The organism is Chitinophagaceae bacterium, from assembly GCA_016717285.1.
Taxonomy (GTDB): Bacteria; Bacteroidota; Bacteroidia; order Chitinophagales; family UBA10324; genus JACCZZ01.
The window spans coordinates 1,213,830-1,233,421 of record JADKFU010000005.1; the positions used below are offsets into that span (position 1 = coordinate 1,213,830).

Consider the following 19,592-nt stretch of genomic DNA (forward strand, 5'->3'; position numbering starts at 1 on the left):
AAGTTTGAGAATAGTCCGAAAAGCCATTTAGCCATTTAACCATTTCCATAAAGAAGCAATTGCTTAACTGTTTAATGATTTAATTGTTGACACAAAGTGTGCTTAAAGGCAAACAACAATTTAACAATTTAGCAATGCAACAATGCTATATTAAAACCACGAAGCCCTCCAGCCATATAGCCATATAACCATCACCCATGCAACTCTTCTCACAACTCTTCGCAGACCTCGATCAAACCAACAGCACCAACGATAAAATTCAGTTGCTGACAAAATACTTTGACGTGGTAAGTGATGCAGATAAATTATGGACGATAGCATTGTTTACAGGAAGAAGACCTAAACGTGAAATCAACAGTGCCAAACTCAGACAATGGGCTGCTGAAGGTTCTGGTTTACCGGACTGGCTGCTGGAAGAATCATATAGCCAGGTTGGAGATTTTTCTGAGACTGTTTCTCTTATTGTTCCGCAGAAAAGAATTTTAAGCGATGTTCCATTGAGTGAATGGATGAATGGTTTTCTGCTATTAAAAAAAGCAACGGAAGAACAGAAGAAAATATTTATTACAGAAGCCTGGTACCAGATGGACCAGCAGGAAAAGTTTGTTTTTAACAAGCTGATGTCTGCTTCATTTCGTGTAGGTGTTTCAAAAAATAATCTGATCAAGGCGATTGCACTGCACACCGGATTGCCAGAATCATTTCTTGCACACCGCTTGATGGGCAACTGGGATCCGCAGAAAATTTCTTTCAGTGAGTTGATATCCTTCAATGCGGAAACGGAAGATATTTCCAAACCCTATCCTTTCTGTCTTGCTTATGCTTTGGAATCTCCGTTAGCAGAATTAGGATCACCAGAACAATGGCAGGCCGAATGGAAATGGGATGGCATTCGCGGACAGCTCATGCAGCGGAAAGGAAATTTTTTCCTGTGGTCAAGAGGAGAAGAACTGGTGACAGATAAATTTCCGGAGTTAGCATCCATCGGAAAAATGCTGCCGGCTGGAACTGTGTTAGATGGAGAGATTCTTCCTTATCGTGAAGGCAAACCGCTCGGATTCCAGGTATTACAAACACGCATTGGCAGAAAAAATGTTTCTGCTAAAATATTGAAAGACGCACCTGTGGCATTCTTCGCTTATGACCTGCTGGAATGGAACGGTGAAGACTGGCGGGAAAGAAAGTTGCAGGAGCGACGTGCTCAACTCGAAGAGGTTATTGAATCTTGCGGATTGAAAGAATTGCTGATCGCCTCACCTGTTATTGATTTTAGTTCCTGGGAAGAACTAACGGAAAAAAGAAAATCATCGCGCGAAAAAATAAGTGAAGGACTGATGCTGAAGAAAAAGGATACTGCTTATCTCGTTGGAAGAAAAAAGGGAGCGTGGTGGAAATGGAAACTGGATCCTTATACTATTGATGCTGTAATGATCTATGCGCAAACAGGTTCCGGTATTCGTTCGGGATTGTTTACCGATTACACTTTTGCTTTGTGGGATAATGATAAACTCGTTCCGTTTGCCAAAGCCTATTCAGGATTGACGAATGAAGAAATCCGTGAAGTGGATCGCTTCGTGAAGCAAAATACATTAGAACGATTTGGACCTGTCCGCACGGTAAAACCTGAATTGGTTTTTGAACTGGCATTTGAAGGTATTGCACTTTCATCGAGGCATAAATCCGGTGTTGCTGTTCGCTTCCCACGAATACACCGTTGGAGAAAGGATAAAAAAGCAGCCGAGGCTGATAATTTGAATACTCTTAAAAAACTTATTTAAGTGGGAAGGTTTTAACGTGGTAAAAATGGAACGCAGATGACGCAGATTTGACGGATAAAAACGAAAAAAAATCCGTGTAACTCCGTTAGATCCGTTTAATCCGCGTTCTATTATTTTTTTGTAAATCCGTTTTATCCGTGTTCATTTAACTTTATCATCACTAATGTCTTCCCTTCCCAAAATAGAATCCTGGTTCGAACAAAAAGGATGGAAACCATTTCCATTCCAGTATGAAGTATGGGAAAAATATGCTGCCGGTTATTCCGGTTTGCTGAACGCGCCAACAGGCAGTGGGAAAACATTCGCGCTCTGGATGCCGGCATTGATGGAGTATATGCAAAATGAAAAGAAGCCTAAAGGATTGCAATTGCTTTGGATCACACCATTGAAAGCGCTTGCAAAGGATATTCATCTGGCTGTGCAGGAAGCCACAAAAGAAATGGGAGTAAACTGGAAAGTGGAATTGCGGACAGGCGATGTGTCTGCCGCACGAAAAAAGAAGCAGCTTGAAAAATTGCCGGATGCATTAATAACTACACCGGAAAGTTTGCATCTCTTACTTACCACCGGTGAATCCGAAAAATTATTTTCAAACCTGCAGGTAATTGTAGTGGATGAATGGCATGAATTATTTGGATCGAAGCGTGGCGTGTTGGTGGAATTGGCCTTATCAAGAATTAAAAGTATCAGGCCCGGATTAAAAACCTGGGGTATCTCCGCAACCATCGGAAACCTTGCACAGTCAATTGAAGTTTTGCTCGGAAATGATTTCAAAGGAAACAAATGTGTAGTGGTTGCCGATATCCGCAAGAAGATCAACATCCGCTCGGTGCTTCCGGATGAGATAGAAAGATTTCCATGGGCCGGTCATTTAGGCACCCGATTGATTCCGAATATTCTTCCGATAATAGAAAAGAGCCGTTCTACTTTATTGTTCACCAACACACGAGGCCAGGCGGAAATGTGGTATCAGCAATTGTTGAACTATTCACCTGACCTTGCAGGAACGATTGCTATTCACCACGGATCACTGAGTAAGGAAGTGAGAGCGTGGGTGGAAAATGCGTTGCACAATGATAGGTTGAAGGTAGTGGTATGCACTTCCTCATTGGATCTCGGAGTTGATTTCACACCCGTTGAAACTGTGATACAGGTTGGAAGTCCGAAAGGAGTTGCGCGATTCCTGCAACGTGCAGGAAGAAGCGGCCATCAGCCGGATGCAGAAAGCAACATTTATTTTGTTCCAACCCATTCACTGGAGCTTATTGAAGGAGCTGCCTTAAAAGAGGCCATTGAAAAAAATATTTTGGAAGATAGAATTCCTTACATCAAGCCCATTGATGTATTGGTGCAATATTTAGTTACACTGGCAGTAGGTGATGGATTCCGGCAGGAAGAAATTTTTAAAGAAATAAAAACAACTTTTGCATTTGCTGATGTAACGGATGATGAATGGGATTGGGTTTTACTTTTCATTACTACAGGCGGTTCATCGCTTGAACATTACCAGGAGTTTTCAAAGGTGATAGAAGCAGATGGTATTTTTAAAGTGTATGATAAAAAAGTCGCGTTGCGTCATCGTCTGTCTATCGGTACCATAGTAGCTGATGCGAGCATGTTCATCAGGTATCTCACTGGTGGAAATATCGGAACGATAGAAGAGTATTTTATTTCGCGTTTGAATCCGGGTGATGTGTTTTGGTTTGCGGGAAAATGTTTGTCGCTGGTGCAGGTGCGTGGCAACACTGCTTATGTTCGTAAAATAAAACCAACGAAAGGACAAATTCCTTCGTGGCAGGGCGGGAGAATGCCATTGTCGTCACAGCTCTCTGCGATGATTCGTAAAAAAATTGACGAAGCAAAACATCATACTGAAAAGGAAATAGAAGTAAAAGTATTGAAGCCATTATTGGATTTGCAGGAACAACGTTCACTGTTGCCTTCTCTGCATGAGTTTTTGATTGAGCAATTGGAAACTGATGAAGGACATCACTGTTTCTTTTTTCCGTTTGAAGGAAGACTGGTGCATGAAGGAATGGCGGCTTTATTTGCCTATCGTATTGCACTCATCAAACCCATTTCATTTTCCATTGCTATGAATGATTATGGATTTGAATTGCTTTCTGATGCTCCGATTCCGTTGGAAGAAGCAATTGCGCAGGATTTATTTTCTACCGAAAATTTACTGGCCTACATCGAGGCAAGTGTGAACGCTACGGAAATGGCGATGCGTCGTTTTCGCGAGGTGGCACGTATTGCAGGATTGATCTTCCAGGGTTTTCCCGGCAGGCAGGAAAAGGAACGTCACCTGCAGTCCTCCACTTCTTTATTGTTTAAAGTTTTTTCAGAGTATGATCCTAAAAATTTATTGTTGCGGCAATGCTACCAGGAGGTATTGGATTTTCAATTAGAGGAGTTGCGGTTAAGAAGAGCATTGATGCGCATCAATTCACAAAGTACAATGATCACTCATCCGGAAAAACCAACGCCATTTGCATTTCCGATAATGGTGGATCGCATGCGCGAAAAACTTACCAGTGAGAAATTAGAGGAGCGTGTGAGAAAAATGCAACTGCATTTCGGAGAAGAGGTAAGGAATAAACCTATGCGCCGAAAGTTGGCAGCGCAAAAAAAAACTAAGCCATGAATCCGAAGGACGTAACATCTCATACTGTTGCAGGGGAAGAGCTGTTGTTGCTTCCTGAAAAAGTTATTTTCTGGAAACGGCAGCACAGTTTGTTTGTAGCTGATCTTCATTTGGGAAAAAGCGGGCATTTCAGAAAGGCAGGCATTCCGGTTTCATCACTGGTGCATCACGATGATTTAAGCAGGCTGTCGGAGGTGATTCATCAATGGAAAGTTACTACCGTTTATCTGCTCGGCGATTTGTTTCACAGCTTTCACAACAACGAGTGGCAGCATTTTATTGAATGGAGAATGCAATATCCTGAGGTTACCTTCCACCTGATTAAAGGCAATCATGATATACTTGATGATCAGTTAATGGTTGAAGGAAAAATAATCCTGCATCATGAATCAATGGTGGTTGCACCATTTTTTCTTACCCATAAACCAGTGGACGTGTTTGAAAAAAAATACTATCAGTTTTATGGGCATCTGCATCCGGCAGTACGTTTAAGCGGAAAAGGAATGCAGTCGGTCATATTTCCCTGTTTTAGTTTTGGTAAGACATCTTGTGTATTGCCTGCCTTTGGTGGCTTCACAGGTCATAGTGTGTTACAACCCGCTGAGTCAGATGCAGTATTTATCATTTATAATAACATGGTGAATCAGGTTTGATATTAAAATTGCTAACTTGATATATTGTTAAAATGACTAAATGGTTGTATGGTTGCGGCGAAGCCGGAGAGTAGACGCATCAACCAATCTTTACTGTCACTTCAATCCCATGATAATGGCGATATGTTTTGAAGTGCGTATGAAAACTTAGTATAACGGCATTGGTTGGTGCAATGAGAAAAACAGGATTGCTGTTACGTGTTGATTGTAGTTTTTTTATAAATTATCACATGACTTTGCCTGAATCAAAGCCTATTCTCCTGATTCAACGGAACCTCAAACTTTCAAACTTTCAAACCCTCAAACTCTCAAACCCTCAAACCCTCAAACCCTCAAACTCTCCAACTCTCCAATTTCACCCTTGTAGCCATACTTCTACACTCTCAAAAAAAACAAGTTTGTATGTTTGCTATTTCCTGATAAGGTACAATGCCAGATGAATAGCCCGAGGATACTGATAGCTGATGACCATTCTATTATCCGGGTAGGTATGAAATTTATTCTGGAGTCGCAGTTCACCGATTACAATCTGGAGGAAGTGGAAAATTGCAAGGAGCTATCTGAGCGGTTAAAGGATAACACTTTCACCCATCTTATTCTCGACCTGCAATTACAGGATTGCAATGTGATGAATATATTTTCCGGCATCAGAGAACAGTATCCCGGTTTGCAGATCCTGATTTATACAATGAGCCCGGAGGAAATTTTCGGCAAGCGGCTGCTTCATATGGGTGCTAACGGATTCCTGAGTAAGCAAAGCAGTCAGGGTGAAATTATTAAAGCTCTTCACTTATTCTTATTGAACCGCAAATTTGTAAGCGATAAATTGCAACAGCAATTGCGGTCGGAGTCAGGCGAAGGCAAATCAGGTGAACATCCTTTTGAGGATCTCTCAGAGCGGGAAATGGCCGTATTCAATAATTTAATGAATGGCAAAGGAGTGAAAGAAATTGCCGGCCTGCTCAACCTTAAAGCAACAACCGTCGCGACTTATAAAGCGAGAATTTTTGACAAGGTGGGCGTAAACAATATGGTGGAGTTGCAGAATATTGCACAGTTCTATCACTTTAACGGATGAACTTCTTTGCGCTTGTTATTTTGCCTTATATTGATGCGCATGCCGAAAATGTTAAGAAGAAGTGTTTCCCTGTTCATCGCTCTTGTTTGTTTGCTGCCCGCCTATGCGCAGCACTCATTTCACGTAGAGCATTATACTTCCCAAAATGGCTTGCCTCAAAACAGCGTCACTTCTGCGCAGTTTGATTCATCAGGCTATTTATGGTGTTCGACAGAAGGTGGCATAGTGCGGTTTGATGGTAATAGCGTGCAGACCTTCAATAACTTCAGCCATCCGGAATTTTTAACCGAAAGAGGTAACAGTGTCCTGAAAACCTTTGAAGGGGATGTGGTTGTTCAAAACAGTTCTATTGGTGTGTTTGCCATCGAACCTGGAAAGTTGCAGCAGCTTATACGGCCATTTCAACCCGGACAAAATGTAACCCAGATAAAAGGAGCAATACCCGGTATTGATATATATGAAAAAATGGTGCGGGAAGAATTGATCGGAAAATACACCGGCAAACCTGATCGTACAATGGTGTCGGTATTTCCTTTGAGCGATTCGAGTTACCTATTGATTGGCTGGAAAGATCCGATGCTTTTTCACGGGACTGTTTTGCAGAAGATATTTCCAACCGGTGACTACAATCCTGTTGGCTATTTTATGGTTAAGGGCCGACTTCTTTTTTTAGATAAGGAGAATCATTTGTTTGAGGTGAATATAAAAGATGGAACCATCACCAGGTGCACACTTACCGGCGATCTATGGAAAAAAGCGCCTGAAAATAAAACAGCTTTTGAATATGTATACAGGACCATCTGGCCCTTTAATTATGCATTCGTAATGGACGGTACATCATTATACAGGATAGCTGTTGGGGTAGGTAAGCAGGCATTTACATCCGAACTGCTTACCAAAAATCTTCCCGAAGGATGCCTTATTAATTGTATGGCTTATGATGCGCAAAGAAAAATTATTGCGATAGGTACCGATTCAAAAGGTTTGTTCGTGTACCGCGAAAATTCTTTAAGGACGGATCAATTCGATATTTCAGCAGCAGGAATCAGCAATGTATATTATGTTCAATTAGCGATTGACAGCGCGAGGGTGATGACCTCCAATCAACGGGTGTACAATACCCTTACGGGAAAATTTGAGCAATCAGCAATCGGTCCTTACGATAATTATGCGTTACTTAAGGATAGCGCCGGTGATATCTGGTATCCTTACCAGAATAACATTGTCCGTTATCATGAAGTTGAGAAAGCAAAAACCATCATACCCAAAAAATTCACCGGTGATATCAATACTTTTTTTGAAGATGCCGATAGAATCTGGGTGGGCTCGCAAAATGGCATTGGATATATAGAAAATGATTCCATGCGGTTACTGTCTTCGCTGTCCGGTGATCCGACTTATTGCTTCTCCAGAATATCCGATTCAACGTTGATGGTGGGAACCGGCCAGGGCGTTTATTTTCTGAATAGCACAACGTTAAAATGCGATACCCTTCATGCTTTTGATGGTATATATGTTCGGGCAATGCAAACCATCGGCGATATTATTTTTATTGGGACTTATGGAAATGGATTTTATTTATGGAAAGGAAATAAGTTGGTAAAAGCACCTATCGACCGGTATGGGGCGATGGTAGATGTACATGCATTTTTTTAGACCGCAATAAGAACATCTGGATTACCACCAATCGTGGATTGTTCCAAACGACACAGCAAAGTCTGCAGAATTATTTCTCAGATGCAACTTACCCGGTATATTATTACAGGTATGGAGTGAATGACGGCATGCTTACAGACGAATTCAACGGAGGGTGTTCACCTGCTTATGCGATATTGGCAAACGGTTATGTTTCATTTCCTACTATACAGGGAATAGTGTCATTTAAGCCGGAGATGATCACAGCGTTGCTTCCACAGGAAAAAATCAGCATTGATGAAATCGTTGTGGATACTAAGGTTGTAACAGTTAGCCAATTGTTAAATCTTCAAAGTGATTACCGGCAGTTGGAGGTCCTTTTTTCCACACCGTATTGGGGCACAGGAGATAACATCTGGATGGATTATAAAATAGAGGGAAGAGGACAGAACTGGATACCCGTTAAGCAGAATGAACGCCGGATTGTAATTTCAAATCTGCCATTCGGAAGTTACAAGCTGCTGATCAGAAAGCGGTCGGGCTTTGATTCAGCCGATTGGGTGCAGGTAATTTTGCCTTTACATGTTGAACCGTATTTCTTTCAGACATCATGGTTCATCGGACTTGTTTTGCTTTTCCTGTTCGGTGCATTTTGGCTGGTAACACGGCTTCATGCAAGAGGCATGATCAGAAGAAACCTGCGGCTGGAAGCGCTTATCGGCGTTCGTACCAACGAATTGAAACTTGCCAACAGGAGCCTCGCGGTATCAGAAAAAAATCTGCAGCAATCGGTCACTATTAAAGATAAAATGATAGCTATTCTTTCACATGATATCATTACACCGCTCCGCTTTATCGGACTCTCTGCAAAATTGGCAAAAGAACAGAAACAGGATGATCCACAGGCGCTGGCTAAAACATTAGGAGATATTCAGAATGCAACTGTTAAACTTTACGACAATGCTTCCAACATTCTGAACTGGATTAACCTCCAGAACGATCGCATTACTGTAAGATCCTCGCATGTACCTGTATTTGCCCTTGTTCACGAATTATTTGAAATGCTCAGTGAATTGGCTGATGTAAAGGATACGCAACTGTTGAATACCGTTTCTGAAGACGATATAATTAATACTGACCCGCAATTGCTTTCTATTGTGCTGACCAATGTAATTTCCAATGCAATTAAACACACCCGGAAGGGCACCATTCTTTTATTGGCCATTGATGAAATAACACAATACAAAATTCAGGTGATCGACAATGGAGAAGGTATTCCGAAAGAAATACTTGATCGTATCAATAATCCATCAGGCGAGCAGTTGTTGAAAAGCGGTTTTTCCGAAAACGATTTTGGTGGTAGTGGACTTGGCTACCTCTTACTCCGCGACTTATTGCCATTAATCAATGGCAGTTATGAAGTAAAAAGTGAACCGCTGCAAGGTACTTCTGTGCAAATCACTATAAAACCCCTCAACTGATCCATTTATGATGTAAATCTCTTCCTAACGCTTCCGTTTATGCGCTTTAAAACTATTGGAAGTGTGCCCGATTAAGGAGATTCATGCTAATATTTGGTAAAATCTTACTAATGCGCATTGGTGTTTCATAGGGTATTAGCATCATGTAGCAATAATTCTACAAGTATCCTTTTTGCGTAATTCTATTTTTGACCCGCTTTTGAAAAAATGAGTAGTAACTAATGTGCGCTTGTTATTCTGCGGGGTAATTACCCATGTATAACAGTTCAAATCAAATATCAAAAGTATTGACCAGTCTGTCAGCATAAAAACAAGTACCCATCTAAAAATAAACCTTAGCACAATACTCCATTCAGTTACACTTTAAACATTAATTCTCCTCCTATGAAAACAGTAGTACAAACAACAGGACTTACGGCAAAATTGTTAACCTGTTGCAACGGAAAATTCAAAACCTTGTTGATCGGTTTTGCACTAGTGATCGGCGCCCTTTTCTCAGGGCCGAAAGCATTTGCAGGAAACGAGACTATTGAAGCCCACTCGCTGATTATCAATATGGGTGTGGTGCCTCAAACCACCAACAATGCACTGAAGCCTTACGGTTTGGTGTATCAGTTGCTCAACACCTATGGTGTTCCCATAAAATGGGTTATCAATCCTTCCAAAACGTGGCAGGCGAACGACTTTTCTTACAATGGCAAATCATATAAAGCTGGTTGCTTTATTATACCCAACGAATTCAGAACACCCTCAGTAAATGCATTGATTAATACATTCAAATCGCAGGGTGTTGTAATTGACTCCTTTACCACTTCGGCCACGGTGCCAGTTTACACTACCCTCACCGCTGTGCCTCGTTGGACACTCGACGCGCAGAATGGTGCGATTGCTGTGGACTGGATGAATGCTGCAGGCATTCCTTCGAATGCATATAATTTTAATGCGCCCGGCACTTTAACCTGTTGCGACGATTTGTTTGTAATGCCTCACGCGGATCCGTGTTGGAGTACGCATGGTCATTTACTCGAATGGAACTTAAACTGTAAAGGTGGTATCTGGGCAGGTTGTCATGCTGTATCCGCATTGGAAGACATGTTCAATCCTGCAAACCCAAGTCAGCAAACCAACTTCTTATCAAATAAAACAGGAACAGCAACCGGTACAAGTTGTTACTCAGAAAATGCATTAATTCTATGGACCAATCACACTACTGGTAGTGTTCCTTATGTTCAAAACACCACTTTGGCAGCTGATCCTTTCATGCAGTTTATGGGTATCACTGATGCTGCCACTCAAAACGGGTCGGAGCAAATTTATCTGCCTAAGGCAAGCGGCTGGAGAGCATCAACCAACATTGCTGTTTCTGATCCCTCGCAGGCAAATGTGCCTGCTCTTTCTGCAGGTCCTGCAGCGCAAATCGCTTATGGACGTGGTTTCGGAGATCCTAACCGAGGTTGGGTACTCTATGAAGCAGGTCATGACATCTTTAAAGCTGCTGCTGCTGATAACATCGCAGCAGTAAGGGTGTTCTTTAACTGGAGTTTGATTTCAATGACTGATAAATCGGTAAACGTTACCGTGAGCGGCATTCCGGCCAATATGGAAGGTGCTGTTGGCTATCCGCTGACCTCTTCAGTAAGTGGTGGTAGCGGCGTTTACTCCTATGTATGGACTGCTACTTACGCTAATGGAAATTCAGCAGGAACTTTTTCACCAAACAACACTGCAGCAAATCCAACCTTTACGCCTACACAGGTTTTAAGCAACACCTCTGTTACTATTAAAGTAATTGTTACCGATAATTGCGGACGTAAATCTTTCTCTACAACAGATGTTACGGTAACTCCCGGCCCACGCCCTCCTGTTGCTGTGAATGATATTGCTAATATTCCTGAAGGTTGTACGACCAGCAGTGCAACCATTGATGTACTGGCAAATGATTCAGATCCTGATGGCGGTCCATTGACCGTAACATTGATTGGAAGTGGTAACAACGGAACATTTGTGAACAATGGAGGTGGTATCATTACCTATATTCCGAATCAGAATTTCTCCGGTGCAGATTTCATTACATATCAGCTTTGCGATAATACGGCATTGTGCGCTACAGCCACTATCATAGTAACAGTTGGATCTTTAGATGTGCATGGTTGTACTTCCTCTGAATATTATGGAACAACTTCTTCGGGCGTAGCTGATACGGCGATCGTTTTCACATCAGTTACTAATCCTGATGAAGTTTCAGCAGATCCTGACGCTGTAACTGCTGAATTGGATAATAACACTGACGTGCTGGTTGTATTGTTGACAGATGTGATTCCTGCCAGCGATACTGCTTTTGTTCATTGGAAACATGCAGGTCCTGGTTCTTCTACCATGACTGTGGAACAAAGTGCGGATGGAACTACATTCAGTAACCTGCTTTCTTTCACCACTAACAGTGCGTCAGTTATTATCAGCAACTATGTTGTTACTGCCGGTACCGAATATCTAAGAATCAAAAGAACCGCAGGCAAGCCAAATATTGACGCAGTTACTTTTGACCTTGAAGGTTGCGTTTACAGAGGTCCTGTGGCGGCAAACTTCAACTCAACTATTTTGGAAGATACCAGAACATCTTTTAATGCATTGGGTCAAAGCAGCGATCCTTTAGGTGCGACTATGACCGTTAATAATATTACTGTTGAGCCATTACATGGAACAGCGGCTATCAATCCCAATGGTACCATTACTTATCAGCCCAATACTGATTACAGTGGTGCTGATAGTTTCAAGTATCAGATTTGTAATTCAAACGGCTATTGCTCTACTGGCAATGCTGTTGTTTCAATTACTGACGACGCTTGCGCCAATCTGTTTTATAAAGCGGTTTCAGGATCATCCGGTACACTCACTTTAGATGCTACTATTGATCTTTCACTGAAGAAGGACAAAAAGGATAATAACTTCGGTACTTGTACCAAGTTATATGTTGATCGCGAAGGTTCCAAGCCGGAACGCGCCCTCCTCAAATTCGATGTGTCAGGTATTCCCGGCGGTGCAATCATCAGCTCCTCTGTTTTAACTTTAGATAAAACTGGCGGTAAGTCTGCCTCCATGCCGATTGGTTTGCATAACGTAACCAAGACCTGGGTTGAAGGAACCAAATGCGATAAAGGAGGTGATCCAAGTTGGAAGGAGAGCGCAAGTGGAACAGCATGGACAACAGAAGGTGGTGATTACACTGCTCTTGCTGCGGCAACAACTACTGTGTCTGGTAATGGGTTTTATAGCTGGAACATCAATACATTGGTAAATGGATGGGTAACAACGCCTTCAAGCAATTTAGGTGTTCTGCTCAAGGCAGTTACTGAATCCGGTGGTGATAATAGCATGCAATTCGCCAGTCGTGAAGAGGGAGTGACCACTAAGCGTCCTAAACTTGTAATCAGCTACATTGTGCCAGGTTCCTGCGCAGCAATTCTAAATCGTGCTCCATTGGCCAAAAAGGATTTTGCCACTACACAATCTGTTAAAAAGGATACCATATTGGTGCTTGCCAATGATGTTGATCCTGATGCAGGTAATACGATGACTGTTACAGGAATAATCGGAACGGTAAGTCCTGGTGGTTCAGGTACTGCAACATTCACGGCAGGTTCTGTAATTTTCACACCTACGCTGCCTTTCAATGGAGTTGCAACAATATTGTATAAAGTAACTGATAACAATGGTGCTTCAGATACAGGTATCGTGCAAATTACGGTTACCAACTCAGCACCGATTGCAGTCAAGGATGTTGCTTCTGGTAACTCTGGCGCAAACATGACCATTACCGTTAAATCCAATGATAGTGATCCGGATGGCAATGCAACTACAGCGCCTTCCATCATCTCCGGACCACAACATGGTACTGCATCTGTTTCCGGAAACAATGTGTTGTATACTTCTGCTATTGGCTACACGGGCAAAGACACCCTGGTTTACCAGATTTGCGAAGCCAGCAGTGGTGGTTGTAATGAGGCTCCTCTTTGCGATACCGCTATGGTGGTGATTACCGTTAACAATCAACCTCCCGTTGCTGTAAATGATGTGGCTACTACCAATGAGTGCAAAGGAGTAACGATACTTATCACCGCTAACGATACCGATCCGGAAAATGGAGTATTAACAGCTTCTATCGTTTCCAATCCTACCAATGGTACAGTGGTATTAATTGGCAATGATGCGCTCTATACACCTAATTCAGGTTACCTCGGTGCTGATGCATTTACTTATAAAGTTTGTGATGATGGAACACCGGTCGCCTGTTCAGGAAATGCTACCGTAAATATTACCGTATCAGGTGTTGGCGTAAACGCGAAACCGGTTGCAGGAGATGACATTGCAATAGGTACGGTAAATCAACCAATCTTCTGGGATATTTTGACGAATGACAGTGATCCTGATAATAATGATTTCACGGCAAGCTTACCTGCAGGCGTTTTACAACCTGCTCATGGTACAGCTACAGTTCTTGCAAATGGATTGTTGGAATATATTCCGGCTCCCGGCTTTATCGGAATAGATGCACTTGAATATGTAATCTGCGATGCACCTGTTAATCCTGGTGGATGTACGCAGCTTCCAAGTAAATGTGATACAGCAAGAGTGGATATTGTTGTAAATCCTCCTTCAGCTCCTGGAGAACCAACTGCTAATGCGGATCATTCAACAACCAATTTAAATACAGCAGTTGATATTGATGTATTGATAAATGATGACTTTGGAATAAATGGACCCAGTTCTGGTGCGATTACGGTAACCACCAATGCAGCTCATGGAACTGCTGTGGTAAATACCAATTCAACACCAAATGATCCTACTGATGATTTCATTGAGTATACACCGAATACTAATTACTTCGGCAGCGACAATTTCATCTACCAGATTTGTGATGGCGATGGTGATTGTGATACGGCAATTGTATTTGTAACTATTCTCAATCAAGTGCCAATTGCTGTGAATGATGTAAATACAACGAATGAAGACACACCGGTTCCCGGAAATGCATCCACCAATGATACTCCAAGTGGAGACGGAGGTAATGTATGGACACTGATTGGTGTAAATGGTGGCGCAGCTAACGGAACAGTAACCATGAATCCGGATGGCTCTTACCTCTACACACCGAATGCGAACTACAATGGTACTGATGTGTTCACCTACCATGTTTGCGATATCAATGGCGATTGCTCAACAGCAACGGTAACAATCACGATCAATCCTGTAGATGATGCACCAGTAGCGGTGAATGATGTAAACACAACGAATGAAGACACACCGGTTCCGGGAAATGCATCCACCAATGATACTCCAAGCGGAGACGGTGGTAATGTATGGACACTGATTGGTGTGGATGGCGGAGCAGCGAATGGAACAGTGACGATGAATCCTGATGGATCTTATGTTTACACACCAGATCCCAACTACAACGGAACAGATGTATTCAACTACCAGGTTTGTGATGTAGACGGTGATTGCTCAACAGCCACTGTAACAATCACGATCAATCCTGTAGATGATGCACCAGTAGCTGTGAATGATGTAAATACAACGAATGAAGACACACCGGTTCCGGGCAATGCATCCACCAATGATACTCCAAGCGGAGACGGTGGTAATGTATGGACACTGATTGGTGTGGATGGCGGAGCAGCGAATGGAACAGTGACGATGAATCCTGATGGATCTTATGTTTACACACCAGATCCCAACTACAACGGAACAGATGTATTCAACTACCAGGTTTGTGATGTAGACGGTGATTGCTCAACAGCCACTGTAACAATCACGATCAATCCTGTAGATGATGCACCAGTAGCGGTGAATGATGTAAACACAACGAATGAAGACACGCCGGTTCCGGGAAATGCATCCACCAACGATACTCCAAGCGGAGACGGTGGTAATGTATGGACACTGATTGGTGTAGATGGCGGAGCAGCGAATGGAACAGTGACGATGAATCCTGATGGATCTTATGTTTACACACCTGATCCAAACTACAACGGAACAGATGTATTCACTTACCAGGTTTGTGATGTAGACGGCGATTGCTCAACAGCCACTGTAACGATCACGATCAATCCTGTTGATGATGCACCAGTAGCGGTGAATGATGTAAACACAACGAATGAAGACACACCGGTTCCCGGAAATGCATCCACCAACGATACTCCAAGCGGAGACGGTGGTAATGTATGGACACTGATTGGTGTAGATGGCGGAGCAGCGAATGGAACAGTGACGATGAATCCTGATGGATCTTATGTTTACACACCTGATCCAAACTTCAATGGAACAGATGTATTTACTTATCAGGTATGTGATGTGGATGGAGATTGTTCAACAGCCACTGTAACGATCACGATCAATCCTGTTGATGATGCACCAGTAGCGGTGAATGATGTAAACACAACGAATGAAGACACACCGGTTCCGGGAAATGCATCCACCAACGATACTCCAAGCGGAGACGGTGGTAATGTATGGACACTTGTTGGACCTGATGGTGGTGCTTCGAATGGAACAGTGACGATGAATCCTGATGGATCTTATGTTTACACACCAGATCCAAACTACAATGGAACAGATGTATTCAACTACCAGGTTTGTGATGTAGACGGTGATTGCTCAACAGCCACTGTAACAATCACGATCAATCCTGTAGATGATGCACCTGTAGCGGTGAATGATGTAAATACAACGAATGAAGACACACCGGTTCCGGGAAATGCATCCACCAACGATACTCCAAGCGGAGACGGTGGTAATGTATGGACACTTGTTGGACCTGATGGTGGTGCTTCGAATGGAACAGTGACGATGAATCCGGATGGATCTTATGTTTACACACCAGATCCAAACTACAACGGAACAGATGTATTCACTTACCAGGTTTGTGACGTAGACGGCGATTGCTCAACAGCCACTGTAACGATCACGATCAATCCTGCTGACGATGTACCTGTAGCGGTTAATGATACCTACTTTACTAATCAGGATGTAGATATAAATTCCAGTGTAGCAGGTAATGATACACCAAGCCCTGATGGCGGTAATGTATGGACGCTGATTGGAGTTGACGGTGGAGCTGCACACGGAAACGTAACGATGAATCCGGATGGTTCATTCACCTTTACACCGGATGCCGGTTATGTAGGAACTGATCAGTTTACGTATCAGGTATGTGATGTAGATGGCGATTGCTCAACAGCAGTAGCTAACATTACAATTGATAATGTAGATGAGCAGCCTGTAGCTGTGAATGATGTAAATACAACGAATGAAGACACACCGGTTCCGGGCAATGCATCCACCAATGATACTCCAAGCGGAGACGGTGGTAATGTATGGACACTGATTGGTGTGGATGGCGGAGCAGCGAATGGAACAGTGACGATGAATCCTGATGGATCTTATGTTTACACACCAGATCCAAACTACAATGGAACAGATGTATTCAACTACCAGGTTTGTGATGTAGACGGTGATTGCTCAACAGCCACTGTAACAATCACGATCAATCCTGTAGATGATGCACCTGTAGCGGTGAATGATGTAAATACAACGAATGAAGACACACCGGTTCCGGGCAATGCATCCACCAATGATACTCCAAGCGGAGACGGTGGTAATGTATGGACACTGATTGGTGTGGATGGCGGAGCAGCGAATGGAACAGTGACGATGAATCCTGATGGATCTTATGTTTACACACCAGATCCCAACTACAACGGAACAGATGTATTCAACTACCAGGTTTGTGATGTAGACGGTGATTGCTCAACAGCCACTGTAACAATCACGATCAATCCTGTAGATGATGCACCAGTAGCGGTGAATGATGTAAACACAACGAATGAAGACACGCCGGTTCCGGGAAATGCATCCACCAACGATACTCCAAGCGGAGACGGTGGTAATGTATGGACACTGATTGGTGTAGATGGCGGAGCAGCGAATGGAACAGTGACGATGAATCCTGATGGATCTTATGTTTACACACCTGAGGTGAATGATGTAAACACAACGAATGAAGACACACCGGTTCCCGGAAATGCATCCACCAACGATACTCCAAGCGGAGACGGTGGTAATGTATGGACACTGATTGGTGTAGATGGCGGAGCAGCGAATGGAACAGTGACGATGAATCCGGATGGATCTTATGTTTACACACCTGATCCAAACTACAACGGAACAGATGTATTCAACTATCAGGTTTGTGATGTAGACGGCGATTGCTCAACAGCAACTGTAACGATCACGATCAATCCTGTTGATGATGCACCAGTAGCGGTGAATGATGTAAACACAACGAATGAAGACACACCGGTTCCGGGCAATGCATCCACCAATGATACTCCAAGCGGAGACGGTGGTAATGTATGGACACTGATTGGTGTTGATGGCGGAGCAGCGAATGGAACAGTGACGATGAATCCGGATGGATCTTATGTTTACACACCAGATCCCAACTACAACGGAACAGATGTATTCACTTACCAGGTTTGTGATGTAGACGGCGATTGCTCAACAGCCACTGTAACGATCACGATCAATCCTGTAGATGATGCACCTGTAGCGGTGAATGATGTAAACACAACGAATGAAGACACACCGGTTCCGGGAAATGCATCCACCAATGATACTCCAAGCGGAGACGGTGGTAATGTATGGACACTTGTTGGACCTGATGGTGGTGCTTCAAATGGAACAGTGACGATGAATCCTGATGGATCTTATGTTTACACACCAGATCCAAACTACAATGGAACAGATGTATTCAACTACCAGGTTTGTGATGTAGACGGCGATTGCTCAACAGCCACAGTAACGATCACGATCAATCCTGTAGACGATGCACCTGTAGCGGTGAATGATGTAAACACAACGAATGAAGACACACCGGTTCCGGGAAATGCATCCACCAACGATACTCCAAGCGGAGACGGTGGTAATGTATGGACACTTGTTGGACCTGATGGTGGTGCTTCGAATGGAACAGTGACGATGAATCCTGATGGATCTTATGTTTACACACCTGATCCAAACTACAACGGAACAGATGTATTCACTTACCAGGTTTGTGATGTAGACGGCGATTGCTCAACAGCCACTGTAACGATCACGATCAATCCTGTAGATGATGCACCAGTAGCGGTGAATGATGTGAATACTACCGATGAAAACACAGCGGTAAACGGAGATGCATCGACGAATGATACTCCAAGTGGCGACGGTGGTAATGTATGGACACTGATTGGTGTAGATGGCGGAGCAGCGAATGGAACAGTGACCATGAACCCTGATGGTTCCTATACTTACACGCCTGATCTGAACTACTTCGGCACAGATGTATTTAACTACCAGGTGTGTGATGTGGATGGCGATTGCTCAGCAGCAACGGTTACCATTACCATCATTGAAAAGGTGTGTGACATCACTGTTAATGCAGGACCTGATCTTACCAAATGTCACGGCAAACCAATCATGCTCAGCGCTGTAAGCAATGATCAGGCTGCTTCTTACAGTTGGTCGCCGGCAACAGGCTTGGACAATGCTAATATCGCGAATCCAACTTGCAATGTTGGTAGTTCAACCACGTATACAGTTACAGTTACTGCAGCAAACGGCTGTACTGCTTCCGATGATGTTAATGTAGTAGCATTTGCGGAAGTGAAGGCCAAGATTACCATCAAAAACAACAATGCAAGTTGTGGTGCTCCCTGTAAACGGTTGTCTACTCCTTTCAATGCTAACTACGTCTATACCTGGAAATTTAATTCAAAGAAGGCTCCAGGTAACAGTTCCAGCAACACCTATTGTGCTTGTGCTTCAGGAACGTATGCAGTGTGGGTAACGGATACAACAAACGGCTGTACACACCATTCAAAGAAGGTAGAAATAACGATTGGTCAGAAGACGGAGGATGGAGATCAACTTGGAGAGGTTAAGGAGATTCAAATCAATGCATGGCCTAATCCTACTTCGAATAATCTGAATGTTTCAATTCTGAACGTAAAGGAAGGTGCGGTAACTGTGCAATTGCTTGATATGTTTGGCAGAGTGATGCATGTTGTAAACCTTAACGGTGACGATCTGAGTGACAACGAAACCATCACTTTCAACATGGAACAGTTGTCAGCAGGTATGTACTTTGTAAGAATGATCAACGGTGACTTCAAAGCAGAACAGAAAGTGATGTTGATCAAATAAAAAAGAAGTGGGTCTGAAAGGCCTGATTTTCAAAACCCGCACACCTTAAAAAGTTGTGCGGGTTTTTTATTATTAAAT

At 43.1% G+C, this 19,592-nt stretch carries 7 protein-coding genes; all 7 read left to right on the forward strand.

Annotated elements, in window-relative coordinates; translation table 11 throughout:
- Positions 1–197: 197 nt before the first annotated feature.
- The 7 genes from IPO83_14895 (at position 198) to IPO83_14925 (ending at position 19,514) form a co-directional block, all read left to right on the forward strand.
- Positions 198–1,778 carry an ATP-dependent DNA ligase gene (locus IPO83_14895; GenBank protein MBK9732539.1) on the forward strand — a complete coding sequence of 527 codons (1,581 nt, stop codon included), beginning with the start codon at positions 198–200 and terminating at the stop codon, positions 1,776–1,778.
- 163 nt (positions 1,779–1,941) lie between these two features.
- A complete protein-coding gene (locus IPO83_14900; GenBank protein ID MBK9732540.1) occupies positions 1,942–4,425 on the forward strand; it encodes a ligase-associated DNA damage response DEXH box helicase in 2,484 nt (827 codons plus the stop codon).
- Positions 4,422–5,078, forward strand: coding sequence for a ligase-associated DNA damage response endonuclease PdeM (pdeM, locus tag IPO83_14905; GenBank protein MBK9732541.1), 657 nt, complete (start codon positions 4,422–4,424; stop codon positions 5,076–5,078). The genes IPO83_14900 and pdeM overlap by 4 nt, the downstream gene beginning before the upstream one ends.
- Positions 5,079–5,514: 436 nt before the next feature.
- Entirely contained in the window at positions 5,515–6,156 is a 642-nt protein-coding gene (locus IPO83_14910; protein MBK9732542.1) for a response regulator transcription factor, read from the forward strand.
- A 39-nt stretch (positions 6,157–6,195) separates the two neighbouring features.
- On the forward strand, positions 6,196–7,812 hold the full coding sequence (locus tag IPO83_14915) for a hypothetical protein (protein ID MBK9732543.1): 1,617 nt from the start codon (positions 6,196–6,198) through the stop codon (positions 7,810–7,812).
- 38 nt (positions 7,813–7,850) lie between these two features.
- Complete coding sequence (locus IPO83_14920) at positions 7,851–9,272, forward strand: sensor histidine kinase (protein MBK9732544.1); 1,422 nt, start codon at positions 7,851–7,853, stop codon at positions 9,270–9,272.
- A gap of 384 nt (positions 9,273–9,656) precedes the next feature.
- Positions 9,657–19,514, forward strand: coding sequence for a tandem-95 repeat protein (locus IPO83_14925; GenBank protein ID MBK9732545.1), 9,858 nt, complete (start codon positions 9,657–9,659; stop codon positions 19,512–19,514).
- Positions 19,515–19,592: the final 78 nt, after the last annotated feature.

What these genes read in the sequence shown, in the direction of transcription:
- IPO83_14895 (MBK9732539.1), top strand. Translation starts at nt 198, where the DNA reads ATGCAACTCTTCTCACAACTCTTCGCAGACCTCGATCAAACCAACAGC.
- IPO83_14900 (MBK9732540.1), top strand. Translation starts at nt 1,942, where the DNA reads ATGTCTTCCCTTCCCAAAATAGAATCCTGGTTCGAACAAAAAGGATGG.
- pdeM (MBK9732541.1), top strand. Translation starts at nt 4,422, where the DNA reads ATGAATCCGAAGGACGTAACATCTCATACTGTTGCAGGGGAAGAGCTG.
- IPO83_14910 (MBK9732542.1), top strand. Translation starts at nt 5,515, where the DNA reads ATGAATAGCCCGAGGATACTGATAGCTGATGACCATTCTATTATCCGG.
- IPO83_14915 (MBK9732543.1), top strand. Translation starts at nt 6,196, where the DNA reads ATGCCGAAAATGTTAAGAAGAAGTGTTTCCCTGTTCATCGCTCTTGTT.
- IPO83_14925 (MBK9732545.1), top strand. Translation starts at nt 9,657, where the DNA reads ATGAAAACAGTAGTACAAACAACAGGACTTACGGCAAAATTGTTAACC.